This window comes from Streptomyces sp. NBC_00158, assembly GCF_045160885.1.
Taxonomy (GTDB): domain Bacteria; phylum Actinomycetota; class Actinomycetes; order Streptomycetales; family Streptomycetaceae; genus Streptomyces.
Map to the genome: position 1 here is coordinate 5,944,632 of NZ_CP108161.1, position 23,988 is coordinate 5,968,619.

At 73.3% G+C, this 23,988-nt stretch carries 24 protein-coding genes; 19 read left to right on the forward strand and 5 right to left on the reverse strand.

Going from position 1 to position 23,988, the window contains the following annotated elements; genetic code table 11:
- Positions 1–5 precede the first annotated feature (5 nt).
- On the forward strand, positions 6–749 hold the full coding sequence (locus OG553_RS27325) for an SseB family protein (RefSeq protein ID WP_405981511.1): 744 nt from the start codon (positions 6–8) through the stop codon (positions 747–749).
- Positions 750–863: 114 nt separating this feature from the next.
- On the opposite strand, the gene OG553_RS27330 is transcribed toward OG553_RS27325, so the two are convergent.
- Complete coding sequence (locus OG553_RS27330; RefSeq protein ID WP_042800665.1) at positions 864–1,229, reverse strand: DUF1844 domain-containing protein; 366 nt, start codon at positions 1,227–1,229, stop codon at positions 864–866.
- Positions 1,230–1,553: 324 nt separating this feature from the next.
- Here OG553_RS27330 and infC point away from each other — a divergent pair, with 324 nt between their 5' ends.
- From infC to OG553_RS27375, 9 genes are all read left to right on the forward strand, one after another.
- Positions 1,554–2,258, forward strand: coding sequence for a translation initiation factor IF-3 (gene infC, locus OG553_RS27335; RefSeq protein ID WP_405981512.1), 705 nt, complete (start codon positions 1,554–1,556; stop codon positions 2,256–2,258).
- 99 nt (positions 2,259–2,357) lie between these two features.
- Entirely contained in the window at positions 2,358–2,552 is a 195-nt protein-coding gene (gene rpmI, locus OG553_RS27340; RefSeq protein WP_030012385.1) for a 50S ribosomal protein L35, read from the forward strand.
- A gap of 101 nt (positions 2,553–2,653) precedes the next feature.
- The gene (gene rplT / locus OG553_RS27345; protein ID WP_007263143.1) at positions 2,654–3,040 is read left to right on the forward strand and encodes a 50S ribosomal protein L20; all 387 of its coding nucleotides are present in this window, start codon (positions 2,654–2,656) and stop codon (positions 3,038–3,040) included.
- A 180-nt stretch (positions 3,041–3,220) separates the two neighbouring features.
- Positions 3,221–4,075, forward strand: a complete 855-nt coding sequence (locus OG553_RS27350; protein WP_405983154.1) for a TrmH family RNA methyltransferase — start codon at positions 3,221–3,223, stop codon at positions 4,073–4,075.
- 55 nt (positions 4,076–4,130) lie between these two features.
- Positions 4,131–5,429, forward strand: a complete 1,299-nt coding sequence (locus tag OG553_RS27355) for an ATP-binding protein (RefSeq protein ID WP_405981513.1) — start codon at positions 4,131–4,133, stop codon at positions 5,427–5,429.
- A gap of 162 nt (positions 5,430–5,591) precedes the next feature.
- The gene (pheS, locus tag OG553_RS27360; RefSeq protein WP_007263140.1) at positions 5,592–6,719 is read left to right on the forward strand and encodes a phenylalanine--tRNA ligase subunit alpha; all 1,128 of its coding nucleotides are present in this window, start codon (positions 5,592–5,594) and stop codon (positions 6,717–6,719) included.
- On the forward strand, positions 6,719–9,247 hold the full coding sequence (gene pheT, locus OG553_RS27365) for a phenylalanine--tRNA ligase subunit beta (RefSeq protein ID WP_405981514.1): 2,529 nt from the start codon (positions 6,719–6,721) through the stop codon (positions 9,245–9,247). The genes pheS and pheT overlap by 1 nt, the downstream gene beginning before the upstream one ends.
- A gap of 822 nt (positions 9,248–10,069) precedes the next feature.
- On the forward strand, positions 10,070–11,407 hold the full coding sequence (locus OG553_RS27370; protein ID WP_405981515.1) for a transcriptional regulator: 1,338 nt from the start codon (positions 10,070–10,072) through the stop codon (positions 11,405–11,407).
- Positions 11,408–11,460: 53 nt separating this feature from the next.
- On the forward strand, positions 11,461–11,997 hold the full coding sequence (locus OG553_RS27375) for an NUDIX domain-containing protein (RefSeq protein ID WP_405981516.1): 537 nt from the start codon (positions 11,461–11,463) through the stop codon (positions 11,995–11,997).
- Positions 11,998–12,016: 19 nt separating this feature from the next.
- Here OG553_RS27375 and OG553_RS27380 read toward each other — a convergent pair whose 3' ends face one another.
- Complete coding sequence (locus OG553_RS27380; protein WP_405981517.1) at positions 12,017–12,919, reverse strand: 3-hydroxybutyryl-CoA dehydrogenase; 903 nt, start codon at positions 12,917–12,919, stop codon at positions 12,017–12,019.
- A gap of 154 nt (positions 12,920–13,073) precedes the next feature.
- Between OG553_RS27380 and OG553_RS27385 the strand changes: the two genes are divergently transcribed.
- Positions 13,074–14,372: a glycoside hydrolase family 10 protein gene (locus OG553_RS27385; protein ID WP_405981518.1), complete on the forward strand. Its 1,299-nt coding sequence runs from the start codon at positions 13,074–13,076 to the stop codon at positions 14,370–14,372.
- Position 14,373: 1 nt separating this feature from the next.
- Here the strand turns inward: OG553_RS27385 and OG553_RS27390 are convergent, their stop codons facing one another.
- Together OG553_RS27390 and OG553_RS27395 are read right to left on the reverse strand one after the other, a co-directional pair.
- Positions 14,374–14,589 carry a DUF1918 domain-containing protein gene (locus OG553_RS27390; RefSeq protein WP_285346032.1) on the reverse strand — a complete coding sequence of 72 codons (216 nt, stop codon included), beginning with the start codon at positions 14,587–14,589 and terminating at the stop codon, positions 14,374–14,376.
- A gap of 59 nt (positions 14,590–14,648) precedes the next feature.
- Complete coding sequence (locus OG553_RS27395) at positions 14,649–15,569, reverse strand: DMT family transporter (RefSeq protein ID WP_405981519.1); 921 nt, start codon at positions 15,567–15,569, stop codon at positions 14,649–14,651.
- Here OG553_RS27395 and OG553_RS27400 point away from each other — a divergent pair.
- Genes OG553_RS27400 through OG553_RS27410 form a run of 3 tightly spaced genes read left to right on the forward strand, consistent with a single transcriptional unit; the run spans position 15,568 to position 18,349 of the window.
- Entirely contained in the window at positions 15,568–17,064 is a 1,497-nt protein-coding gene (locus OG553_RS27400) for a PLP-dependent aminotransferase family protein (protein ID WP_405981520.1), read from the forward strand. The two genes, OG553_RS27395 and OG553_RS27400, sit on opposite strands and share 2 nt — an antisense overlap.
- A gap of 20 nt (positions 17,065–17,084) precedes the next feature.
- Positions 17,085–17,855: an N-acetyltransferase gene (locus OG553_RS27405; protein WP_405981521.1), complete on the forward strand. Its 771-nt coding sequence runs from the start codon at positions 17,085–17,087 to the stop codon at positions 17,853–17,855.
- On the forward strand, positions 17,852–18,349 hold the full coding sequence (locus OG553_RS27410) for a GNAT family N-acetyltransferase (protein WP_405981522.1): 498 nt from the start codon (positions 17,852–17,854) through the stop codon (positions 18,347–18,349). The genes OG553_RS27405 and OG553_RS27410 overlap by 4 nt, the downstream gene beginning before the upstream one ends.
- Before the next feature lie 12 nt (positions 18,350–18,361).
- Here OG553_RS27410 and OG553_RS27415 read toward each other — a convergent pair whose 3' ends face one another.
- Complete coding sequence (locus OG553_RS27415) at positions 18,362–18,874, reverse strand: hypothetical protein (protein ID WP_405981523.1); 513 nt, start codon at positions 18,872–18,874, stop codon at positions 18,362–18,364.
- A 178-nt stretch (positions 18,875–19,052) separates the two neighbouring features.
- On the opposite strand from OG553_RS27415, the gene OG553_RS27420 reads away from it, so the two are divergent.
- The 5 genes from OG553_RS27420 to OG553_RS27440 all read left to right on the forward strand — a co-directional run bounded on the left by OG553_RS27420 (position 19,053) and on the right by OG553_RS27440 (position 23,981).
- Positions 19,053–19,577, forward strand: a complete 525-nt coding sequence (locus tag OG553_RS27420; RefSeq protein ID WP_405981524.1) for a hypothetical protein — start codon at positions 19,053–19,055, stop codon at positions 19,575–19,577.
- A 99-nt stretch (positions 19,578–19,676) separates the two neighbouring features.
- Positions 19,677–20,705, forward strand: coding sequence for an N-acetyl-gamma-glutamyl-phosphate reductase (gene argC, locus OG553_RS27425; RefSeq protein WP_405981525.1), 1,029 nt, complete (start codon positions 19,677–19,679; stop codon positions 20,703–20,705).
- Positions 20,702–21,859, forward strand: coding sequence for a bifunctional glutamate N-acetyltransferase/amino-acid acetyltransferase ArgJ (gene argJ, locus OG553_RS27430; RefSeq protein WP_405981526.1), 1,158 nt, complete (start codon positions 20,702–20,704; stop codon positions 21,857–21,859). Before argC ends, argJ begins: the two co-directional genes overlap by 4 nt.
- Positions 21,856–22,764 carry an acetylglutamate kinase gene (gene argB / locus OG553_RS27435; protein WP_405981527.1) on the forward strand — a complete coding sequence of 303 codons (909 nt, stop codon included), beginning with the start codon at positions 21,856–21,858 and terminating at the stop codon, positions 22,762–22,764. Before argJ ends, argB begins: the two co-directional genes overlap by 4 nt.
- Positions 22,761–23,981 carry an acetylornithine transaminase gene (locus OG553_RS27440; protein ID WP_405981528.1) on the forward strand — a complete coding sequence of 407 codons (1,221 nt, stop codon included), beginning with the start codon at positions 22,761–22,763 and terminating at the stop codon, positions 23,979–23,981. Before argB ends, OG553_RS27440 begins: the two co-directional genes overlap by 4 nt.
- The last annotated feature ends 7 nt before the right edge of the window (positions 23,982–23,988 follow it).

Below are 23,988 nucleotides of genomic sequence, written 5' to 3' on the forward strand. Positions count from 1 at the left end.
TGATTGTGGCGACCAAGAACATTCCAGACCCCGGTTTCTCCGACGACGACGGCACCGCCGACCCCCGGCTGAGCGCCGCCCTGGCGGCCTGGGCGGCCGACCGTACGGCCGAACCGCAGCTGCTGGCGGCGCTGAAGGACGCCCGGCTGCTGGTCCCCGTCGTGGCGATGCTCGGCGAGGTCGAGACGGACCCGGAGACCGGCCTCAAGCGCGAGAAGACCAGCGACATGGCCGTGCCGACGCTGACGGCGGGGAACCGGCGGGCGCTGCCGGCCTTCACCTCGATCGCCTCGCTGGCCCTGTGGGACCCGGCGGCCCGCCCGGTGGCGGTCCCGCTGCACCAGGCGCTCGCCGCCGCCGCGCACGAGAAGGCCGACACCGTCGTCATCGACCTGGCAGGCCCCGTCCCGTACCAGCTGACCGGCCCCGCGCTGCTCGCCCTGGCCGAGGGCCGCACGGACGCCGACCCGCTGGCGGACCCCGCCGTGCGCGAGGCGGTACGGACGGCCGTGGCCGCCGAGCCCGCCGTGCTCCGCGCCCACCTGGCCCGGGGCGGCGCCGACGCGGACGGCACCCTGGCCATCGTGCTCTCCGCCGACGCCGAGCCCGCCCCGGCGGCCCGCCGGGTGGCGGAGGCCCTGGCCGCCGACGAGACCCTGCGCGGCCGGCTCGTGCGCGGCCTGGACCTGGCGCTCCTCCCGGCCGGCGGCCCGGTCCCGCCGGGCGAGCCGCTCTTCACGCGCCCCTGAGGCTCCGCCGGGTAGCCGAGCCCGCAGCTCGCACGGCCGGCTGAGCCGAAGGGGCGCGCCGGGGGACCTGTTCCCCCGGCTTTGAGCGCCCCGGAGGCGAAGCCGGCCCGGGAACTACGCGTAGACCGGGCCCGTGAACTTCTCGCCCGGGCCCTGGCCCGGCTCGTCCTGGACGATCGAGGCCTCGCGGAAGGCCAGCTGGAGGGACTTCAGGCCGTCGCGCAGCGGGGCGGCGTGGAAGGAGCTGATCTCGGTGGCGCTGGCGGTGACCAGGCCGGCCAGGGCGGTGATCAGCTTGCGGGCCTCGTCGAGGTCCTTGTGTTCGGAGTCCGGCTTGTCCAGGCCCAGGTTGACCGCCGCGGCGCTCAGCAGGTGGACGGCCACCGTGGTGATGACCTCGACGGCCGGGACGTCCGCGATGTCGCGGGTCATCTCGTCGTAGTCGGGAGTGGTGGAATCGGAGGGCGTCGCGTCAGTCATGCGCTCCACGATAGGTCGTGCGGCGGCCTTGCAATGCGTGGGGTACTATGTACATCGACCGGCCGGACACCTGTGTGCCCGGCCCACAAGTGGAGGCTCCGATCTCCCACCCGACCACCCTCCGGGGAGGCGGGTCTTCCGGTCAGGCGGTATCCATCGTTCCGTACGGACGATGGAAAGCTGCCTAGTTGCGCCCCGCGGTTCGCACGCGACGGTGCTCCGGTTGTGTTGGAGCCCCTGCCTGTGCCCGGCGGGGTTTTTTGCATTCTCCGCCCCGGTGAGGTCTGACGACAAAAGACGTCAGCGGTTGTCTGCCAGGCAGCCGTGTGGTGCTACCGAGGAGGATCCATCAGCACCGAGCCCCGCATCAACGATCGGATTCGAGTCCCTGAGGTGCGACTCGTCGGTCCCAGCGGCGAACAGGTGGGCATTGTTCCGCTTGCGAAGGCGCTTGAGCTCGCGCAGGAGTACGACCTGGACCTGGTCGAGGTCGCGGCTTCTGCCCGCCCGCCGGTCTGCAAGCTCATGGACTACGGCAAGTTCAAGTACGAGTCGGCCATGAAGGCCCGTGAGGCGCGCAAGAACCAGGCGCACACGGTCATCAAGGAGATGAAGCTCCGGCCGAAGATCGACCCGCACGACTATGACACCAAGAAGGGTCACGTCGTTCGGTTCCTCAAGCAGGGCGACAAGGTCAAGATCACGATCATGTTCCGTGGTCGCGAGCAGTCCCGGCCGGAACTCGGCTACCGACTGCTCCAGCGTCTCGCTTCGGACGTCGAGGAGCTCGGCTTCATCGAGTCGAACCCGAAGCAGGACGGCCGAAACATGATCATGGTTCTCGGTCCGCACAAGAAGAAGACCGAGGCGATGGCAGAGGCCCGCGAGGCGCAGGCCGCGCGCAAGGCCGAGCGCCTGGGCGGCACCGCCGAGGCCGCTCCGGCCGAGGCCGACGCCGACGAGGCCGTCGAGGTCGAGGCCGCCGAGGTCGAGGCCGACGGCTCCGCCGAGGCGAACACCGAGGCCTGATTCCGGGACAGCCCGTCCTGGATCACCCAACAACATGACGCTCCCGCAAGCCGGTCCCCGGACCGGCGGGAGCGCCACCGACGAGGAGATAACGGCGCCATGCCGAAGAACAAGACGCACAGCGGTACCAAGAAGCGCTTCAAGGTCACCGGCTCCGGCAAGGTGCTCCGTGAGCGCGCCGGCAAGCGCCACCTGCTCGAGCACAAGTCGTCGCGCGTCACGCGTCGCCTCACCGGCAACGCGGAGATGGCCCCCGGCGACGCCGCGAAGATCAAGAAGCTTCTCGGCATCTGATGTCCTCCGCTCCCCTTGAGGGAGCGGGACGTCAGCACCGGGACCCCATCGAATTTCGGGTCGTGTGACGACATCCACGGCCCCGCTACAAGGAGTAAAAAGTGGCACGCGTCAAGCGGGCAGTAAACGCCCACAAGAAGCGCCGGGCGATCCTCGAGGCGGCCTCCGGCTACCGCGGTCAGCGTTCGCGCCTGTACCGCAAGGCCAAGGAGCAGGTCACCCACTCGCTGGTCTACAACTTCAACGACCGCAAGAAGCGCAAGGGCGACTTCCGTCAGCTGTGGATCCAGCGCATCAACGCCGCTGCCCGCCAGAACGGCATGACGTACAACCGCCTCATCCAGGGTCTGAAGGCCGCCAACATCGAGGTGGACCGCAAGATCCTCGCCGAGCTGGCCGTCAACGACGCCAACGCGTTCGCCGCGCTGGTCGAGGTCGCGCAGAAGGCCCTCCCGGCCGACGTGAACGCGCCCAAGGCTGCTGCCTAAAGCCTGGCCGGCCGCGCAAGCAGTCGGCATCCTCGGACCCGCAGGCGACCCGCCTGCGGGTCCGAGCGTTTTCCCCGCCCGGCGCAGGTGCCCCGTACCGCTCCCGCACCCGCCGTGCCCGCACCGCTCGCGCCCCGCGCGGCCCGCACCCCGAGAGAGACCGCAGAGACAATGGCCGACCTGGGTCACCACGAGCTGATCTCCCCCCGATCCCCGAGGGTGGCCGCCGCCCGGCGGCTGGCACGGCGCAACTTCCGCACCAAGGAGCGCCGGTTCATCGCCGAGGGCCCGCAGGCCGTCCGCGAGGCGGTCGAGCACCGCGGGGCCCAGGGCGCGACCCTGATCGAGCTGTTCGCCACCGTCGAGGCCGCCGAGCGCTACGCCGACATCGTCGAGGCCGCACTGCTGGCCGGGGCCCGGGTGCACTACGCCTCCGACGAGGTCCTCGCCGAGGTCTCGCAGACCGTGACCCCGCAGGGCCTGGTGGGCGTCTGCCACTTCCTGGACTCCCCGTTCGAGGAGATCCTGAAGGCCGGACCCCGCCTGGTCGCCGTCCTCGCCCACGTCCGCGACCCCGGGAACGCCGGCACCGTGCTGCGCTGCGCCGACGCCGCCGGAGCCGACGCCGTGGTGCTGACCGACGCCTCCGTCGACCTCTACAACCCCAAGTCCGTACGGGCCTCGGTGGGCTCCCTCTTCCACCTCCCGGTGGCCGTGGGCGTGCCGGTCGAGCAGGCCGTGGAGGGGCTGCGGGCCGCCGGGGTGCGGATCCTCGCCGCCGACGGGGCCGGTGAGGACGACCTGGACGCCGAGCTGGACGCAGGCACCATGGGCGGGCCCTCCGCCTGGGTCTTCGGCAACGAGGCCTGGGGCCTGCCCGAGGAGACCCGGGCCCTCGCGGACGCCGTGGTCCGGGTCCCGATCCACGGCAAGGCCGAGAGCCTGAACCTCGCGACGGCCGCCGCCGTGTGCCTCTACGCGTCCGCGCGTGCACAGCGGGCGCCCGGAGGGTGCCGCTCCGTGACCCCCAGCTAGTAATGTGGCCGCCCGGGGGCCCACTGAGCTACCCGGAGATGTGGGGTACGGGGACATGACCGTCGGTACGAACAGCTCGCCGGGGGCCGCCGGCGCGGCCGAGGGGCGGCTCCGGTACGCCGCCGGGCAGCCGGCCGCCGGCCGCCCCCGCGCATCCGCCGACGCACCCGGCGCCCCGGGCCCCGCGGTGCCCCCGGCCACGGCGGCCCCGGACGCGCTGGGCTTCGTACCGCCGCAGGCCGGGCGAGCCGCCGACCGCGAGGCCGCCGGGCGGCCGGCGGAGGGCCCCGCCCGGCCGGGCCGGGCCGCCCCGGAACCCGTCATCGACCCCGACGAACTGCCCGACGGGCTCGTCGTCGCCGACCACACCGGGCACGTCGTCTGCTTCAACCGGGCCGCCTCCCGGATCACCGCCATCCCGGCGGGCCAGGCCATCGGCGCCCCCATCGAACGCGCCCTGCCGCTGGAGGACCTCGAAGGCCGCCGCTGGTGGGCGCTGACCGACCCGTACGGGGGACTCGCCACCCGGCGCGGCCAGCCCGAGCGGAACCTGCTGCTGCCCGGCGGGCGCGAGGTGCTCGTCTCCGCCCGCTACGTGCGCACCCACCCCACCGGCCCCCTCAGCCGCCTCGTGGTCACCCTGCGCGGCACCGAGGCCCGGCGCCGCACCGAGCGCAGCCACGCCGAGCTGATCGCCACCGTCGCGCACGAGCTGCGCTCCCCGCTGACCTCGGTGAAGGGCTTCACCGCCACCCTCCTCGCCAAGTGGGAGCGGTTCACCGACGACCAGAAGCGGCTGATGCTGGAGACCGTCGACGCCGACGCCAACCGCGTCACCCGGCTGATCGCCGAACTCCTCGACATCTCCCGCATCGACTCCGGCCGCCTGGAGGTCCGCCGCCAGCCGGTCGACCTCGCCGCCGCCGTCGGCCGCCACGTCCAGGCCCTCACCGCCAACGGCCAGGCGCCCGAGCGGTTCCTCGTACGGGTCAGCAGCCCGCTGCCCGACTGCTGGGCCGACCCCGACAAGATCGACCAGATCCTCGGCAACCTCCTCGAAAATGCGGTGCGCCACGGTGACGGAACGGTCACCATCGACGTGGCACCGCACGAGAAGGGAACAGCCGTCACCGTGACCGACGAAGGCCCCGGGATCCCCGAGGAATCGATGGCCCGCGTCTTCACCCGCTTCTGGCGGGGGAGCAAGCGCGGCGGCACCGGCCTGGGCCTGTACATCGTCAAGGGCATCGTGGAGGCGCACGGCGGCACCATCACGGTCGGCCGCGGCCCCGGCGGCGGCGCCGAGTTCCGATTTATCCTGCCCGTGAGCGCCCCGGCCTACCTCACCCAGTAACCCTGCGGAGAGTCTCACCGGGCGGCCCACGGGCTCCTCCACCCCCGGCGGCCCTTAGACTCGTCCTTTGGCACCTTTGTGTCCTTGTGCCGATCGAGCCCGAGGCGTTTCGATCAAGTCGTGCGGGGACCCACCAGCCAGCCATCGGAAGTACGGGAAGAGATGTCGGCACCGAACAAGTCGTACGACCCTGTCGAGGTCGAGGCACTGAAACCGGAAGAGATCGAGCGCATGCGGGACGAGGCGCTCGCCGCCTTCGCGTCCGCCGGCGACCTCGACGAGCTCCGCGAGGCGAAGACCGCGCACATGGGCGACCGCTCGCCCCTCGCGCTCGCCAACCGCGAGATCGGCGCCCTGCCGCCCCAGGCCAAGGCCGAGGCGGGCAAGCGCGTCGGACAGGCCCGCGGCGCCGTGAACAAGGCCTTCGGGGCCCGCACGGTCCAGCTGGAGGCCGAGCGCGACGAGCGGGTGCTGGTCGAGGAGGCGGTGGACGTCACGCTGCCCTACGACCGCGTGCCCGCCGGCGCCCGCCACCCCCTGACCACGCTGATGGACCGCATCGCGGACATCTTCGTCGGCATGGGCTACGAGGTCGCGGAAGGCCCCGAGGTCGAGGCGGAGTGGTTCAACTTCGACGCCCTCAACTTCACGCCCGACCACCCGGCGCGCCAGATGCAGGACACCTTCTTCGTCCAGGGCCCCGAAGGCACCGCGGGCGACGAGTCCGGCGTCGTGCTGCGCACCCACACCTCCCCGGTGCAGGCGCGCTCGCTGCTGGAGCGCAAGCCCCCCGTCTACATCGTCTGCCCGGGCCGCGTGTACCGCACCGACGAGCTCGACGCGACGCACACCCCGGTCTTCCACCAGGTCGAGCTGCTCGCCGTGGACGAGGGCCTGACGATGGCCGACCTCAAGGGCACCATCGACCACATGGTCAAGGAGCTCTTCGGGGAGCAGACCACCACCCGGCTGCGCCCGCACTTCTTCCCGTTCACCGAGCCGTCCGCCGAGATGGACATGCAGTGCTACGTCTGCCGCGGCGAGTCGGTGGGCAACCCCGACCGCCCGTGCCGTACCTGCTCCAGCGAGGGCTGGATCGAGCTCGGCGGCTGCGGCATGGTCAACCCGAAGGTGCTCACCGCCTGCGGTGTGGACCCGGAGAAGTACAGCGGGTTCGCCTTCGGCTTCGGCATCGAGCGGATGCTGATGTTCCGTCACAACGTTGAAGACATGCGAGACATGGTCGAGGGTGACGTGCGCTTCACCCGGCCGTTCGGGAGTGAGATCTGATGCGCGTCCCGCTTTCCTGGCTGCGGGAGTACGTAGACCTCCCCGCGGGCGAGACCGGCCGTGACGTGGCCGCCAAGCTGGTCGACGCCGGCCTCGAGGTCGAGACCGTCGAGACGCTCGGCGCCGGCCTCAAGGGCCCCCTCGTCGTCGGCCAGGTGCTGACCATCGAGGAGCTCGACGGCTTCCGCAAGCCGATCCGCTTCTGCACGGTCGACGTCGGCACCGCCAACGGCACCGGCGAACCGCAGGAGATCGTCTGCGGCGCCCGGAACTTCTCCGTCGGCGACAAGGTCGTCGTGGTCCTGCCCGGCGCCGTCCTGCCCGGCGACTTCGCGATCGCCTCGCGCAAGACGTACGGCAAGACCTCGCACGGCATGATCTGCTCCGGCGAGGAGCTCGGCATGGGCGACGACGGCACGCACGGCATCATCGTGCTGCCGCCGGAGTACGAGCCGGGCACCGACGCGATCGAGCTGCTCCAGCTCGTCGACGAGGTCCTCGACATCGACATCACCCCGGACCGCGGCTACTGCATGTCCATGCGCGGTGTGGCCCGCGAGGCCGCCACCGCGTACGGCCTGCCGCTGCGCGACCCGGCGCTGCTCGACGTGCCCGCGCCGAACTCGTACGGCTACGCCGTGCAGATCTCCGACCCGGTCGGCTGCGACCGCTTCACCGCCCGCACGGTGACCGGCCTCGACCCCGAGGCGCGGTCCCCGATCTGGCTCACGCGCCGCCTCCAGAAGGCGGGCATGCGCCCGATCTCGCTGGCCGTCGACATCACCAACTACGTGATGCTGGAGCTCGGCCAGCCGCTGCACGCCTACGACCGCTCGCGCCTCGACGGCGCCATCGGCGTCCGCCGTGCCGAGCAGGGCGAGAAGTTCACCACCCTCGACGGCGTCAAGCGCACGCTCGACGCCGAGGACCTGATGATCACCGACAGCAGCGGCCCGATCGGGCTCGCCGGCGTCATGGGCGGCGCCAACACCGAGATCGCCGACTCCGTCACGGACCCGGAGACGGGCGTCGTCACCGGCACCACGGACGTCGTGATCGAGGCCGCGCACTTCGACTCCGTGTCGATCTCGCGCACCGCCCGCCGCCTGAAGCTCTCCTCGGAGGCCTCCAAGCGCTTCGAGCGGGGCGTCGACCCGCAGGCCGCCGCCGCGGCCGCGCAGCGGACCGTCGACCTCCTGGTGCTGCTCGCCGGCGGCACCGCCGAGGCCGGCGTCACCGAGCTCACCGCCCCGGGCGCCCCGCGCACCATCGCGATGGGCGCCGACCACCCGGACCGGGTCGCGGGCATGGAGTACGGCCGCGAGACCGTCGTGCGCCGCCTCCAGGAGATCGGCTGCGACGTCTACGGCCAGGACGAGCTCGTCGTCACCGTCCCCTCGTGGCGGCCCGACCTCGCCGAGCCCAACGACCTCGCCGAGGAGGTCATCCGGCTGGAGGGCTACGGGAACCTCCCGTCCACCCTCCCGCAGGTGCCCTCCGGCCGCGGCCTGACCGCGCGCCAGCAGCTGCACCGCCGGGTCGGCCGCGCGCTGGCCGGCGCCGGCTACGTCGAGGCGCTCAGCTACCCGTTCATCGGCGAGGCCGTCTTCGACCAGCTCCAGCTGCCCGCGCACGACGCGAGCCGCCAGGTCGTCAAGCTGGTCAACCCGCTGTCCGACGAGGAGCCGGCGCTGCGCACCACGCTGCTGCCGGGCCTGCTGGGCGCGCTGCGCCGCAACGACAGCCGGGGCAGCCACGACCTCGCGCTCTTCGAGACCGGCTCGGTCTTCCGTGCCGCCGCCGAGGCGGGCGTCGCCGTACGCCTGCCCGTCGACCGGCGTCCCACGGACGAGGAGGTCGCCACCCTCGACGCGGCCCTGCCCGCGCAGCCGCGGTACGCCGCGGTCGTGCTGGCCGGTGCGCGCGAGCAGGCCGGCTGGTGGGGCAAGGGCCGTCCGGCCGACTGGGCGGACGCCGTCCAGGCCGCCCGTGCGCTGGCCGTCGAGGCCGGCGCCGAGCTGGTCGTCCGCCAGGGCCAGTACGGCCCCTGGCACCCGGGCCGCTGCGCCGAGCTGGTCGTCACCCTCGACGGCGTCGAGCAGGTCATCGGCCACGCCGGCGAGCTGCACCCGCGCGTGGTCAAGGCCATGGGCCTGCCGGCCCGCACCAGCGCCATGGAGCTCGACCTGGACCGCCTCGCGGCGGCCGGCGGCGAGGCCGTGCAGGCGCCCCGGATCTCCACCTTCCCGGTGGCGACCCAGGACGTCGCGCTGATCGTCGACGCCTCCGTCCCCGCCACGGCGGTGGAGGACGCGCTGCGCAAGGGCGCCGGCGAACTGCTGGAGTCGCTGCGGCTGTTCGACGTGTTCACCGGTGAGCAGGTCGGCGAGGGCAAGAAGTCCCTCGCGTACGCGCTGCGCTTCCGCGCGGCCGACCGGACGCTGACGGCCGAGGAGTCCACGGCGGCGCGCGACGCCGCGGTGGCGCTGGCCGGCGAGCGGACCGGGGCGGTGCTGCGGGGCGCGTAGCGCTTGCCGCTTGAGCCGTACTGAGGGGCGCGTCCGGTGATCCGGACGCGCCCCTCACCCGTTCGGGTGGGACCCGGGCGCCCTGCGGGCCGTCCCCTACCCGCCCTTCCACCGTTCCCCGGGCGCTGCCCGGACCCGTACGGGCGCTCCGCGCCCGTCGCCTCAAACGCCGGCGGGGCTGAAATCAGCCCCGCCGGCGTTTGAGGCGCGGGGGTCCGGGGGCGGAGCCCCCGGGGAACGGGCGAAGGGCGGGTAGGGGACCTGCCCCGCGCAGCGGTGCGGCCGCGCACGGGCACACCCGCGCGGCTGGCTGCGGGCGTGCGTGCCGTGGCGCGGCAGCGCGGGGGCGGCCCCACCGCCGACGCCGCCCCCGCGGTACCGCGCCGCGGCCGACCGGTGCGGGTCCGCCCGGCCGGGGGGAGTGGTACGGCCCGGGCGGACCCGTGTCACCGGCGGAGCCGCTCCGCACCGGGCCGGTGGACGGACCCGGTACGGAACCGGCCCGGCCCCGGCGGGGTCCGGCGACCAACCGGACCGCGGCGGAGCCGTGGTGCGCCGCCCGCGCCCGCCATGGAGTGTCGGGCAGACAGCAGGGGCGGGCGGCGCGGTGCCGGGTCGTCGCACTGTACGAGGGGGAGCCGACGACCGGGCGGCCTCCTTGGCGAGGCTCTTAAGTGAACCGCCCCGGGGCCCCCGAGCGGCAGGGTGCGCAACGCATTTATGCGCGCACTCGGTTCACACCCCGTGTGAAGGAAACCCGGAACGCCCCCGCGCGCACCGCTCAGCCACTAGCCTGAGGCGGACGAGCCCTTGGAGGGGCCCATGCAGCCCAATGCACTGCTCGACGCCCTCCTCGCCGAGGCGGGCATGTCCCACGCCGGACTTGCCGCGCATGTCAACCAGGCGGGCCGGTCCCGCGGACTGGCCCTGCGCTACGAACACACCGCGGTCTCCCGCTGGCTGAAGGGGCAACGCCCCCGCGGCCAGGTGCCCGACCTGATCTGCGAGGTGCTGGGCGGGCGGCTGCGACGCCCCGTCGGGCTCGACGACATCGGGCTCGGGATCCCCGGCCGGCAGAGCCCGCACGGCACCCGGCTCAGCGGCTTCGTCGACCGCGCCACCGCCCTGTGGCGCTCCGACGAGCTGGGCCGGCCCGCGCAGCTCACGGCGCAGGCCCTCACCGGCACCCCGGCCGTGATCCCGGTGTGGGAGTGGGAGAACCCGCCCGAGGACGCCGACGTGTCCCGGGTGGGGCGGCAGCGGATCGGGCCCGAGCACATCGAGGTGCTGCGGGCCGCCCGGGTGCACTACGAGCTGATGTACCGCCGGGCCGGCGGGATGGCCACCCGCGCTCGGATCGTGCGCTTCCTCGGCAGCGAGACCGCCCCGATGCTGCGCGGCACCTACTCCGACGAGGTCGGCCGCCCGCTGCACCGGGCCACCGGGTCCCTGGTGGCGGTCGCGGGGATCTGCGCGTACGACTCCGACGCGCACGGCCTGGCCCAGCGCTACTTCCACCAGGCGCTGCGGCTGGCCAAGGCCAGCGGGGACCGGGGGCTCGGGGCGTACGTGATCGCCCTGCTCGTCAACCAGTCGCTGCACCTGAAGGAGTACCGGCAGGCGGTGGCCTTCGCCGAGGCCGCGCTGCGCGCCGCCGGCCCGGACACCACCCCGGCGCTGGGGGCCGACCTGTACGCGATGCAGGCCAAGGCGTACGCGCAACTCGGTGACACCCGGGCCGCGTTGGCGTGCATCCGGCGGGCGGAGGCGGCCGCCGAGCGGATCAGGCCCGGTACCGAGCCGGCCGAGACCGGGTACGTACAGCCCGGCCTGGTCAACGTACAGGTGGCGGAGGCCCTGTTGAGCCTGGGGGACCTGGCGGGGGCGCACGAGCAGGCGGCCGAGGCTGTGGGGACCCCGGCGCACGACCGGGGGCGGGTGCACCGGCTCGCGATGCTGTGCGAGATCCAGCTGCGGCAGGGGGAGGCCGACCGGGCGGTGGCCTCGGCGGCCGAAATGGCCGAGCGGGCCAAGGGGATGGAGTCGCTGCGGCTGCGGGACCGGCTGCGGGCCGTCCGGGAGCAGCTGCTGAGCAGCGGGTGCGCCGGCGCGGAGGAGACCGCGTACCTCATCGACGGGGCGCTGCGCGTTCCCCTGTGAGGGCGTCTGCTGCTGCCATGTTGCCACCAACGGATGCGGAAGGTGGCATTACCGTGCAGTGGACGAACCTGAGTGAGCAGACCGTGTACAAGAACCGCTGGTTCGATGTGAACCTCGCGGACGTGGAACTCCCCGACGGCCGGCACCTGGACCACTTCGTCATCCGGCTGCGGCCGGTGGCCGTCGCCACGGCCGTCAACGAGGCCGACGAGGTGCTGCTGCTGTGGCGGCACCGGTTCATCACCGACAGCTGGGGCTGGGAGCTGCCCGCCGGGGTGGTCGAGGACGGGGAGTCGGCGGAGGCGGCGGCCGCGCGGGAGATGGAGGAGGAGTCGGGCTGGCGGCCCGGCCCGCTGCACCACCTGATGACCGTGGAGCCCTCCAACGGGCTGACCGACGCCCGGCACCACCTCTACTGGGCGGACGGGGCCGCGTACGTCGGCGAACCGGAGGACGCCTTCGAGTCCTCGCGCCGGGAGTGGGTCCCGCTCAAGCTGGTCCCGGACATGATCGCCCGCGGGGAGGTCCCGGCCGCCAACATGGCGGCCGGGCTCCTCCTGCTGCACCACCTGAGGCTGAACCGCCCCTAGGCGGCCGCCTCCGGGCCGTTCAGCCGTACGGGTAGAAGCCCGAGCCCGTCTTGCGGCCCAGGCGGCCCGCGTCCACCATGCGCTGGAGCAGCGGGGGAGCGGCGTACAGCGGCTCCTTGTACTCGGCGTACATCGAATCGGCGATCGAGACGATGGTGTCCAGGCCGATCAGGTCGGACAGCTTGAGCGGGCCCATCGGGTGGGCGCAGCCCAGCTCCATGCCGTTGTCGATGTCCTCGCGGCTCGCGATGCCCGACTCGAACATCCGGATCGCGGACAGCAGGTACGGCACCAGCAGCGCGTTGACGACGAAGCCGGACCGGTCCTGGGCGCGGACGGCGTGCTTGTTCAGCACGTCCCGCACCAGGGCCTCGGACCGCTTGACGGTCTCCTCGCTCGTGGTCAGGGCGGGGATCAGCTCGACCAGCTTCTGCACCGGCGCGGGGTTGAAGAAGTGAATGCCGATGACCTGGTCGGGCCGCGAGGTCGCGACGGCCAGCTTGACCAGCGGGATCGAGGAGGTGTTGGAGGCGAGGATCGCGTCCGGGCGGGTGATCACCTGGTCCAGGACCTGGAAGATCTCCGTCTTGACCTGCTCGTTCTCGACGACGGCCTCGATGACGAGGTCGCGGTCGGCGAACTCGCCGAGGTCGGTGGTGAAGCTGAGGCGGGCCAGGGTGGCGTCCCGCTCCTCCTCGCTGATCTTGCCGCGTTCGGCGGCCTTGGTCAGCGAGTTGTGCAGCCGGGTGCGCCCGATCTCCAGGGCCTCCCCGGTGGTCTCGGCGACCTTCACCTCAAGACCGCTGCGGGCGCACACCTCCGCGATGCCCGCGCCCATCTGGCCACAGCCCACCACGCCGACCTTGGTGATGTCGTTCGGGAGGGTAGAGAGGTCCGTCACATCGTGCCTTTCGCTGCTCATCCATCGCGGGTCCCCCGTGTTCGGCAGTGGTAACTGCATCCCGGCGCCCGCCACGCCCCCCGACGTTACTCCCGCGTTGCCCCCGTCGGCGGGCCGGGGCGGGGCATGCTGTGCCCACGCAGAGCATTGTCACGGAGAGGAACGGAGTCGTCACATGGCGCACATCGGACGGCGGGGACTGCTGGCGGGCGCGGCGGGGGTGCTGGCCGCGACGGCCGCGGGCCCCGCGCCGGCGGGAGCGGCTGAGCCCGGGGCGGCAGCGGGGGCAAGGGGGACGGCCGGGCCACCGGGGGAGCCCCCGGCGCGGACCGCCGCCGGCGGCCGGGCGGGGACCGCGGAGTTCCGGGGGATGTGGATCGCGACCGTACAGAACGTCGACTGGCCCTCCGAGAGCGGGCTGGCCGCCCGGGAGCAGCGCGCCGAGCTGATCAAGCTCCTCGACACGGCCGTCGCGCGCCGGCTCAACACGGTCATCCTCCAGGTCCGCCCGGCCGCCGACGCGTTCTGGCCCTCGACGCGCGAGCCCTGGTCGCAGTGGCTGACCGGGACGCAGGGCAAGGACCCGGGCTGGGACCCGCTGGGCACGGCCGTCACCGAGGCGCACGCGCGCGGGCTGGAGCTGCACGCCTGGTTCAACCCGTACCGGGTGGCCAACCACACCGACCGCTCCCGGCTCGCCGCCTCGCACCCGGCTCGCCGCAACCCCGGCTGGACGGTCGCCTACGGGGGGAGGCTGTACTACAACCCGGGCCTGCCCGAGGTGCGGGCCTTCGTCCAGGAGGCGATGCTCGACGCCGTCTCCCGTTACCCGGTCGACGCGGTGCACTGGGACGACTACTTCTACCCGTACCCCGTCGCGGGGGAGTACTTCGACGACGACGACGCCTTCGCGGAGCACGGCGGGTCCTTCACCTCCCGGGCCGCCTGGCGCCGCAACAACACCGACACCCTCGTGCGCGAGATGTCACAGCGGCTGCCCGCAGTCCGCCCGGCGACCCGGTTCGGCATCAGCCCCTTCGGGGTGTGGCGCAACCAGGGCACCGACCGGCTCGGCTCGGCCACCCGCGCGCTCCAGGCGTACGACGACCTCTACGCGGACACCCGCAAGTGGGTCCTGCAGGGCTGGATCGACTACATCGCCCCGCAGGCGTACTGGCACATCGGGAACGCGGCCGCCGACTACGCCGAGGTCGTGCGCTGGTGGGCGAAGACGGTCGCCGGCACCGGGGTGGACCTGTACGTGGGCGAGGCGCTGTACCGCTGCGACGCCCGCAGCGACACCACCGCCTGGCGCGATCCCGCCGAGCTGTCCCGGCACCTGACCCTCGCGAGCCGGTACGCCGAGGTCCGCGGCCACGCGTACTTCTCCGGGAAGTACGCGGTCGCGGACCCCAATGGAGCGCTGGCCAGGGTCGTCGCCGACCACTACCCGACGGCCGTGCCGCCGCGCTGACTCAGCGCCAGGTGGCGGACTTGCCCTCGGGCTTGTCCGGGTGGCGGACGACGCAGTCGGGGCCGGGGGACATGACGGCGTCGTGCCCGTCCGGGAAGTGGACCCGGTACGGGGGGGCGCCGTTCTCGCCCAGGACCTCGACGATCTCGCCCACCCTGTCGTGCTGGCCCACGATCCTGCCGTGCTGCACCAGCTGGTCGCCCTCGGTCGCGCGCATCTGCTGACCTCCCTCGGAGCCGGTCCGATCCGGTGCCAGTAGTTTAGGCCGATCCTTGGCTATTTGACCCGTTGAGTCACGGTGATGCAGACCAGGACCGCGCAGGCGGCCAGCGGTGTGGCCGGGGACAGGTGCTCCCCGAGCAGCGCCACCGACCACACCAGGGTCAGCAGCGGCTGGGCGAGCTGGAGCTGGCTGGCGCGCGCGGTGCCGATCTCGGCCATGCCCCGGTACCAGACGTACAGTCCGAGGAAGGTCGACCCGGCCGCCACCCATACCAGGCCGGTCACCCCGTGCCAGTTCAGGTGCACCGGCTCGGACGCCAGCGCGAACGCCGTGCCGGTCAGGCTCAGCGGCAGGCACAGCACCAGCGCCCAGCCGATCACCTGCCAGCCGGGCAGCGAACGGGCCAGCCGGCCGCCCTCGGTGTAGCCGGCCGCGCACACCAGCAGGGCCCCGAACAGGTAGGCGTCCCCGGCGGAGGGGGCGCCGCCGCTCTGGGCCAGGGTGAAGACCAGGATCACCAGGGCCCCGGCGACGGCCGCCGCCCAGAAGCGGCCCGACGGGCGGTTGCCCGTGCGCAGCGCCGCGAAGGCGGCGGTGGTCAGCGGCAGCAGCCCCACCACGACGGCGGCGTGCGAGGTGGTGGAGGTGCGCAGGGCCAGCGTGGTCAGCAGCGGGAAGCCCACCACCACCCCGGCCGCCACCACGGCGAGACCGGCCCAGTGCTCCCGGGCCGGCAGCGGCACCCGCCTGGCCAGCAGGAAACCGCCCGCGACGGCGGCGGCCAGGACGCTGCGCAGCGCGACGAGGGACCAGGGGCCGAAGCTCTCCAGGCCCCAGGCGGTGGCGGGGAAGGTCAGCGAGAAGGTGACCACTCCGAGCAGGGCGAGGGCGGTACCGCTGCGTGCGGCGGTCCGGCCGCCTCCCACCTGCACCGCTATCGAGGTCGGGCGAGTAGCGCTATTCTGTGCTGTCATGTATGAGCGTAGCAGTGTGGCGGAGCTGGCAGAATCCCTGCGGTCCGAGCTCGACCGCTACCCGGCGGGTGGAAAGCTCCCGTCCAGCCGGGCCATGGTCGAGCGCTACCGGGTCAGTCCCGTCACCGTCTCCAGGGCCCTGGCGCAGCTCGCCGCCGAGGGCCTCGTCGTCACCCGCCCCGGCGCCGGCGCCTTCCGGGCCCATCCGCGTACGAGCGGCCCCGCGCCCGGGGACACCTCCTGGCAGGAGGTCGCGCTCAGCGCCGAGGGCGCCGGAGACGTCGTCCCGCGCTCCGTGGACGCCAGCGGGGTCGCGACCTCCCTCGCCGTACCGCCCGCCGGGGTCATCGAGCTCAACGGCGGCTACCTGCACCCCTCCCTCCAGCCCGAGCGGGCCATGGCGGCGGCGCTGGCCCGCGCCGGACGCCGCCCCGGGGCCTGGGGGCGGCCGCCCATGGAGGGGCTGCCCGAGCTGCGCGACTGGTTCGCCCGCGAGATCGGCGGCGCCGTCGGCTCGGTCGGAGCCGCCGACGTGCTGATCACCGCCGGCGGACAGAGCGCGCTGAACACCGCGGTCCGGGCCCTCGCCCCGCCCGGCGCGCCGATCCTGGTCGAATCGCCCACCTACCCCGGGCTGCTGGCCATCGCCCGCGCCTCCGGCTGCCGGCCGGTGCCGGTGCCGATGGACTCCGAAGGGGTCCGGCCGGAGCTGCTGGCCGCCGCCTTCGAAGCCACCGGGGCACGGGTCTTCGTATGCCAGCCGCTGTTCCAGAACCCGACCGGCGCCGTGCTGTCCGCCGCGCGGCGGACCGAGGTGCTGCGCATCGCGCGGGCCGCCGGGGCCTTCGTGGTCGAGGACGACTACGCGCGCAACCTCGCCCACGAGGACGCCGGCCCGCTGCCCGCGACGCTCGCCGCGCAGGACTCCGACGGGGTCGTCGTCCACGTCCGGTCCCTGACCAAGGCCACCTCGCCCAGCCTGCGGGTCGGCGCGCTCGCCGCCCGGGGGCCCGTGCTGGACCGGCTGCGGGCCATCCAGGTCGTCGACAGCTTCTTCGTGCCCCGGCCCCTCCAGGAGGCGGCGCTCGAACTCGTCGGCGCCCCCGCCTGGCCCCGCCACCTGCGGGCCGTCGCCGCCGAGCTGCGCCACCGGCGCGAGGTCCTCGCCGGCGCCCTGCGGCGGGAGCTGCCCGCCGCGGAACTGACCCACCTGCCCTCGGGCGGCTTCCAGCTCTGGGTGCGCCCCGGCGGGTACGGCGACGAGGCCGGCTTCGTGGCGGCCGCCCTGCGCGCCGGGGTCGCCGTCACTCCGGGCCGCCCGTACTTCTGCGCCGAACCGCCCGCCGCGCACGTCCGGATGAGCTTCGCCGGGGTGTCGGGGCCGGGGGAGCTGGTGGAGGCCGTGCAGCGGCTGCGGGGCGGGCTGCCCGGCGGGGCGGGCGGGGGTGCCGGCGGGCCGGGCGGGGGCGCGCAAACCCCGTTGAGCGGCGGGTGAACCCGCCCTAACCTGCGGGTATGACCGAGATAGTGATCACCTCCCTGGCCGTCCGTCCCGAACTGGCCCCCCGGCTCTGGGACATGGAGGACTCCTGGCCGGAGTTCGCCCAGAACGACCCGATCGCCTGGCTGCTCTACCCGCGCCTGGTGGCCGAGTTCCCCGAGTACGTCTTCATCGCCACCGACGGCGACGAGGTGGTGGCCCGGGCCTTCAGCGTGCCCTTCGCACTGCACACCCCCGAGCGCGGCGGGGTGCTGCCGGGGCAGGGCTGGGACCGGGTGCTGATGTGGGCCTTCTCCGACCAGCGGCGGGGCGTCCGGCCGGACACGGTCAGCGCGCTGGAGATCTCGATCGCCCGCGGCAGGCAGGGCGAGGGCCTCTCCGGCCGGATGCTCACCGCCATGCGCGAGGGGGCCCGTGCGGGCGGGTTCACCGAGGTCGTGGCCCCGCTCCGGCCCAGCGGGAAGCACGCCGAGCCCGAGACCCCGATGGCGGAGTACGCGTACCGCACCCGCGAGGACGGGCTGCCGTACGACCCGTGGCTGCGGGTCCACGTGCGCGCGGGTGCGGTCATCGACTCGGTGGCCCCGGTGTCGATGACCATCAGCGGCACCCTCGACCAGTGGCGCCAGTGGACCGGCCTGCCCTTCGACACCCCGGGTCCGGTGCGCGTACCCGGCGCGCTCAGCACCGTCCACTGCGACCCGGAGCACGACCGCGCGGTCTACCTGGAGCCCAACATCTGGGTGCGCCACCCGCTCGGCGCCGCCCCGGCGGTCTCCGGATGATCGTGGTCCGGGCCGCCGGCCCGGGCGACGGCGATTCCCTCGGCGAGATCCACGCCGCCGCCTGGGAGGCCGCGTACGCGCCCTTCTTCGCGCCCGAGTTCGCCGCCGAGGGCGTCCGCAGCCGGCGCACCCGCTGGCACGCGCGGCTCGCCGAGGACCGGCGGACGCTGCTGCTGGCCGAGGTGGGCGGCCGCCCCATGGCCATGTCCTGGTCCGGCCCTTCCACGACCCGGCAGGGCCTCGCGGAGATCCTCAGCTTCTACGCCCACCCCGACGGCTGGGGCACCGGCGTCGCCGCCGCGCTGATGGACGCGACGCTGGCCCGGCTGGCAGCGGACGGCTTCGCCCGCACCCACCTGTGGACCCTGCGGGACACCCCGCGGTCGCGCCGCTTCTACGCCAAGTGCGGGTTCGCCGGGACCGGGGCGGTGCGGGACACGGACTTCGGCGACGGCCGCCCGCTCGAACAGGTCGAGTACGAGCGGGAGTGCTGAGCCGGGAGCCCGCTAGGGCGTCTTGCAGCGCTGGCTCGTCAGGGCGAGCGCGACCCCGTCCTGATAGCCCTTGCGGTAGGCCGCGTCCTTGCTGTCGTCCTGCGGGTTCACCTGCTTGCAGGACTTGAGGGCGTCAGCGAGCCCCTGCCGGTAGCCGAGCGCGTACTGGTCCTGGGCCTGGGTCTTCGCCTCCTCGACCGGGGTGCAGGCGGTCCGCTCGCTCCGGTCGGGTGTGGGGGCGTTGGCCCACTCCACGATGTAGTTCCCCTGGGGAACGGGGATCTTCGCGGTCCCCTTGTGGATGATCATCTTGTACTTGCCGCCGGTCTCCGTGACCTTCAGGTCGCCGCTGAACCCCGACACGGTCAGGATCAGCTGGTCCGGCTTGGCGGGGTCCGGAGCCGCGGTGCACGAGGCGGCGGGCAGGACGCCCGGGGAGGCCGCGGCGGGCACGGCGGCGCCGAGGGCGGCCAGAGGGGCGAGCAGGGCGGTCAGGAGTGCCGGACAGACGCGTCGTTTCAGCATGTCGAGTTTCCGTTCCGTGAACGCGCAGAGGCGGCGGGCACGCCGGAATTCATGGCCCTCAAGTATATCGAGGGGTGCATATCCGGCTCCGTCCGCCCGCTCGACACCCCTGAGCCGGCGCGTGAGCATGGAAACGAGACCCCAGCCTCGTTCTGCCCTGCCGAAGGAAGTGATGGGCATGAGGACAAGTACCCGGCTGTCCGTCCTCACCCCCCTGCTGGTCTCCTCGCTCGCGATCGGGCCGGTGGCGTTCGCCCAGGTGCCGGACGCGGACGCGCGCGTGCCGGCTGCCGGGACGTGCAAGGTCTCCGCCGACGGCTACGGCGATCCGGGGGAGCAGAGGATCACCGGCAGCGGGTTCGGGCACGGCGGGACGGTGGCCGTCGTGGGCTCCGGGGGGTACGACGGGAAGGTTCTGGTGGGTGAGGCAGGTGACGTGCGGGTCGGCAAGCTGCCCCCGGGGACGTACACCGTCGACGGCGTCCCGTGCGACGGCGGGGGCGCGTCCGAGCCGGACGGGCAGCAGAAGCCGGACGCCAACGCCAGGGCCGAGTACGACAAGGGCTTCCAGGCGGGCTTCCGGGCCGTCAAGGCCGACTGTCAGGCCAAGCCGCCGCAGACCGCCCTCCCGCCCGACCAGAACTGGACGGACGGCTACAACGCCGGTGCCGCCCTCGCGGCCAAGACCTTCTGCGGAGGTTAGGGCGCCGACCACGCCGGGCGTGCCGTCCGGCCACCGGACAAGTCCTTTGCATAAAACTGCATAGGTACGTATAGTCATGCCATCGAGGAGGAGGGTCCGATGGTGGTACGTGTAGCGGTGGCCGGAGCGAGCGGATACGCGGGCGGTGAAGTCCTGCGCCTGCTGCTCTCGCACCCCGAGGTGGAGATCGGCGCGCTGACCGGCCACTCCAACGCCGGACAGGCCTTCGGTCCGCTCCAGCCGCACCTCGTCCCGCTCGCCGGACGGACCCTGGAGGCGACCACGCCCGAGGTCCTCGCGGGCCACGACGTCGTCTTCCTGGCCCTGCCGCACGGGCAGTCCGCCGCCGTGGCCGCGCAGCTCGGCGACGACGTCCTCGTCGTCGACATGGGCGCCGACCACCGGCTGAAGGACTCCGCCGACTGGGACGAGTTCTACGGCGCCCCGCACGCCGGCACCTGGCCCTACGGCCTCCCCGAGCTCCCCGGCGGCCGGGCCGCCCTGGCCGGGACCAAGCGCATCGCCGTCCCCGGCTGCTTCCCGACCGCCGTCTCCCTCGCCCTCTACCCCGCCTACCAGGCGCGGCTCGCCGGTCCCGAGGCCGTGATCGTCGCCGCCACCGGCACCTCCGGCGCCGGCAAGGCCCTCAAGGCGAACCTGCTCGGCTCCGAGGTCATGGGCACCGTGACCCCGTACGGCGTCGGCGGCGGCCACCGCCACACCCCCGAGATGGTGCAGAACCTCTCCCCGCTCGCCGGCGAGAAGGTCTCCGTCTCCTTCACGCCCCACCTCGTGCCCATGGCGCGCGGCATCCTGGCCACCTGCTCCGCCAAGGCCCTGCCCGGCACCACCGCGGAGTCGCTGCGCGCCGCGTACGAGAAGGCCTACGCCGACGAGCCCTTCGTCCGGCTCCTCCCCGAGGGCCAGTGGCCCACCACCAAGGCGGTGTACGGCTCCAACGCCGTCCACGTCCAGGTCGCGTACGACCGGTCCGCACAGCGGATCATCGCCATCAGCGCGATCGACAACCTCACCAAGGGCACCGCCGGCGGTGCGGTGCAGAGCATGAACATCGCCCTCGGGTTCCCCGAGGCACTGGGTCTTTCCACGATTGGAGTGGCGCCGTGAGCGTGACGGCTGCACAGGGATTCACGGCGGCGGGCATCGCCGCCGGGATCAAGGCGAACGGCAACCCCGACCTGGCCCTCGTGGTCAACAACGGGCCGCGACTGGTCGCCGCGGGCGTCTTCACCTCCAACCGCGTCAAGGCCGCCCCCGTGCGCTGGTCCGAGCAGGTCCTGCGCGGCGCGACCGTCAGCGCCGTGGTCCTCAACTCGGGCGGCGCCAACGCCTGCACCGGCCCCAAGGGCTTCCAGGACACCCACGCCACCGCCGAGAAGGTGGCACAGGTCCTGGGCGGCGAGCACAACGCCGGCGAGATCGCCGTCGCCTCCACCGGCCTGATCGGCGTCCTGCTCCCCATGGACAAGCTGCTCCCCGGCATCGAGACGGCCGCGGCCGCCCTCTCCGCCGACGGCGGCGAGGACGCGGCCATCGCCATCAAGACCACCGACACCGTCCACAAGACCGCCACCGTCACCCAGGAAGGGTGGACGGTCGGCGGCATGGCCAAGGGGGCGGGCATGCTCGCCCCGGGCCTGGCCACCATGCTCGTCGTCCTCACCACCGACGCCGACCTCGACAGCGCCACCCTCGACAAGGCCCTGCGGGACGCCACCCGCACCACCTTCGACCGGGTCGACTCCGACGGCTGCATGTCCACCAACGACACCGTGCTGCTGCTCGCCTCCGGCGCATCCGGCCAGGTGCCGGCGTACCAGGCCTTCGCCGACGCGGTACGCACCGTCTGCGACGACCTCGCCCGCCAGCTGATCGGCGACGCCGAGGGCGCCAGCAAGGACATCCGCATCGAGGTCGTCGGGGCGGCCAGCGAGCAGGACGCGGTCGAGGTCGGCCGGTCCATCGCCCGCAACAACCTGCTCAAGTGCGCCATCCACGGCGAGGACCCCAACTGGGGCCGCGTCCTGTCCGCCATCGGCACCACCAGGGCCGCCTTCGACCCGGACCGCCTGAACGTCGCCATCAACGGCGTCTGGGTCTGCAAGAACGGCTCCGTCGGCGAGGACCGCGACCTGGTCAGCATGAAGGACCGCGAGGTCCGCATCACCGCCGACCTGTCCACCGGCTCCGAGTCCGCGGTCATCTGGGCCAACGACCTGACGGCCGAGTACGTCCACGAGAACAGCGCGTACAGCTCATGAGCACCGCGAGGCGCCACACCGCGCTCCCCAAGGCCGAGATCCTCATCGAGGCCCTGCCCTGGCTCACCCGCCACAACGGCAAGATCGTCGTCATCAAGTTCGGCGGCAACGCCATGATCGACGAGGACCTGAAGGCGGCCTTCGCCCAGGACGTGGTCTTCCTGCGCCAGGCCGGCCTGCGGCCCGTCGTCGTCCACGGCGGCGGCCCGCAGATCAACGCCCAGCTCGACAAGCAGGGCCTGGTCAGCGAGTTCAAGGCCGGCCTGCGGGTCACCACCCCGGAGGCCATGGACGTCGTACGCATGGTCCTGGCGGGCCAGGTCCAGCGCGAGCTGGTCGGCCTGCTCAACCAGCACGGCCCGCTCGCCGTCGGGCTGACCGGCGAGGACGCCCACACCATCACCGCCACCAAGCACACCCCGCAGATCGGGGGCGAGGCCGTCGACATCGGCCGGGTCGGCGAGATCACCGCCATCGACACCGGCGCGATCGAGGCCCTGCTCGCCGACGGCCGCATCCCGGTCATCTCCTCCATCGCCCGCAGCGCCGACGACGGCCACGTCTACAACGTGAACGCCGACACGGCCGCCGCCGCGCTCGCCGCCGCGCTCGGCGCCGAGACGCTGATGGTCCTCACCGACGTCGAGGGCCTCTACGCGGACTGGCCCAACAGCGACGAGGTCATCAGCCGGCTCACCGTCAGCGAGCTGGAGAAGCTGCTGCCCGAGCTGTCCAGCGGCATGGTGCCGAAGATGGAGGGCTGCCTGCACGCCGTGCGCGGCGGCGTCAGCACCGCCCGTGTGATCGACGGGCGGGTCCAGCACTCGATCCTGCTGGAGATCTTCACCGACGAGGGAATCGGCACGATGGTCGTGCCCGACGCACAGGGAGGGGACAGCGCGTGAGCGCCAACCAGGAGACGGCCGGCCAGGAGACCGGCAACCAGCGCTACGCCGACCGCTGGAAGGGGGCGCTGACCAACAACTACGGCACCCCCGCGCTGGCCCTCGTGCGCGGAGAGGGCGCGCAGGTCTGGGACGCGGACGGCAAGCAGTACACCGACTTCGTCGGCGGCATCGCGGTCAACGCCCTCGGCCACGCCCACCCGGCCGTCGTCTCCGCCGTGACCGAGCAGATCACCACCCTCGGCCACGTCTCCAACCTCTACGCCTCCGAGCCCGTCCTCGCGCTCGGCGAGCGGCTGCTCCAGCTCTTCGGCCGCGAGGGGCGCGTGTTCTTCTGCAACTCCGGTGCGGAGGCGGTCGAGGCCGTCTACAAGATCGGTCGGCTGACCGGCCGGACCCACATGGTCGCCACCGGCGGAGGCTTCCACGGCCGGACCATGGGCGCCCTCGCCCTCACCGGCCAGCCCGCGAAGCAGACGCCCTTCCTGCCGCTGCCCGGCGACGTGACGCACGTCCCCTACGGCGACGTGGAGGCCCTGCGGGCCGCCGTCACCGAGGAGACCGCCTTCGTCCTCATCGAGCCCATCCAGGGCGAGAACGGCGTGGTCGTCCCGCCCGCCGGCTACCTGACGGCCGCCCGCGAGATCACCCGCGCCACCGGTACGCTGCTCGCCCTCGACGAGGTGCAGACCGGCATCGGCCGCTGCGGCAGCTGGTTCGAGTACCAGCAGCACGAGGGCGTCGAGCCCGACCTCGTCACGCTCGCGAAGGGTCTCGGCGGCGGCCTGCCCATCGGCGCGGTGGCCGCCTTCGGCCCGGCCGCCGACCTGCTCCAGCCCGGCCAGCACGGCACCACCTTCGGCGGGAACCCGGTGGCCTGCGCCGCCGGCCTCGCGGTGATCGACACCATCGCGGCCGAGGGACTGCTCGACCGGGTCAAGGCCCGCGGCGAGCGGCTGCGCTCCGGAATCGAGGCCTCCGGTCACGGGCTGGTCTCCCGCGTCCGCGGCTCGGGCCTGTTGCTGGGTATCGTGCTGACGGAGCCGCTCGCACCGAAGGTGCAGCTCGCGGCCCAGCAGGCCGGATTCCTGGTCAACGCGCCCGCCCCCGACGTGGTACGGCTGATGCCCCCGTTCGTCATCACCGAGGCCGAGGTGGACGCGTTCGTCCGGGCTCTTCCCGGCATCCTCGACGAAGCGGGACGATCCGGAGAATGAGACGACG

Bases quoted from the DNA above. Each gene is read 5' to 3' on its own strand.
- rpmI (WP_030012385.1), top strand. From the start codon at position 2,358: ATGCCGAAGAACAAGACGCACAGCGGTACCAAGAAGCGCTTCAAGGTC.
- argB (WP_405981527.1), top strand. From the start codon at position 21,856: ATGAGCACCGCGAGGCGCCACACCGCGCTCCCCAAGGCCGAGATCCTC.
- pheS (WP_007263140.1), top strand. From the start codon at position 5,592: ATGTCGGCACCGAACAAGTCGTACGACCCTGTCGAGGTCGAGGCACTG.
- OG553_RS27380 (WP_405981517.1), bottom strand. From the start codon at position 12,919: ATGAGCAGCGAAAGGCACGATGTGACGGACCTCTCTACCCTCCCGAAC.
- argC (WP_405981525.1), top strand. From the start codon at position 19,677: ATGGTGGTACGTGTAGCGGTGGCCGGAGCGAGCGGATACGCGGGCGGT.
- OG553_RS27410 (WP_405981522.1), top strand. From the start codon at position 17,852: ATGATCGTGGTCCGGGCCGCCGGCCCGGGCGACGGCGATTCCCTCGGC.
- OG553_RS27415 (WP_405981523.1), bottom strand. From the start codon at position 18,874: ATGCTGAAACGACGCGTCTGTCCGGCACTCCTGACCGCCCTGCTCGCC.
- OG553_RS27395 (WP_405981519.1), bottom strand. From the start codon at position 15,569: ATGACAGCACAGAATAGCGCTACTCGCCCGACCTCGATAGCGGTGCAG.
- OG553_RS27390 (WP_285346032.1), bottom strand. From the start codon at position 14,589: ATGCGCGCGACCGAGGGCGACCAGCTGGTGCAGCACGGCAGGATCGTG.
- OG553_RS27355 (WP_405981513.1), top strand. From the start codon at position 4,131: ATGACCGTCGGTACGAACAGCTCGCCGGGGGCCGCCGGCGCGGCCGAG.
- OG553_RS27405 (WP_405981521.1), top strand. From the start codon at position 17,085: ATGACCGAGATAGTGATCACCTCCCTGGCCGTCCGTCCCGAACTGGCC.
- pheT (WP_405981514.1), top strand. From the start codon at position 6,719: ATGCGCGTCCCGCTTTCCTGGCTGCGGGAGTACGTAGACCTCCCCGCG.
- OG553_RS27385 (WP_405981518.1), top strand. From the start codon at position 13,074: ATGGCGCACATCGGACGGCGGGGACTGCTGGCGGGCGCGGCGGGGGTG.
- OG553_RS27370 (WP_405981515.1), top strand. From the start codon at position 10,070: ATGCAGCCCAATGCACTGCTCGACGCCCTCCTCGCCGAGGCGGGCATG.
- OG553_RS27330 (WP_042800665.1), bottom strand. From the start codon at position 1,229: ATGACTGACGCGACGCCCTCCGATTCCACCACTCCCGACTACGACGAG.
- OG553_RS27400 (WP_405981520.1), top strand. From the start codon at position 15,568: ATGTATGAGCGTAGCAGTGTGGCGGAGCTGGCAGAATCCCTGCGGTCC.
- OG553_RS27420 (WP_405981524.1), top strand. From the start codon at position 19,053: ATGAGGACAAGTACCCGGCTGTCCGTCCTCACCCCCCTGCTGGTCTCC.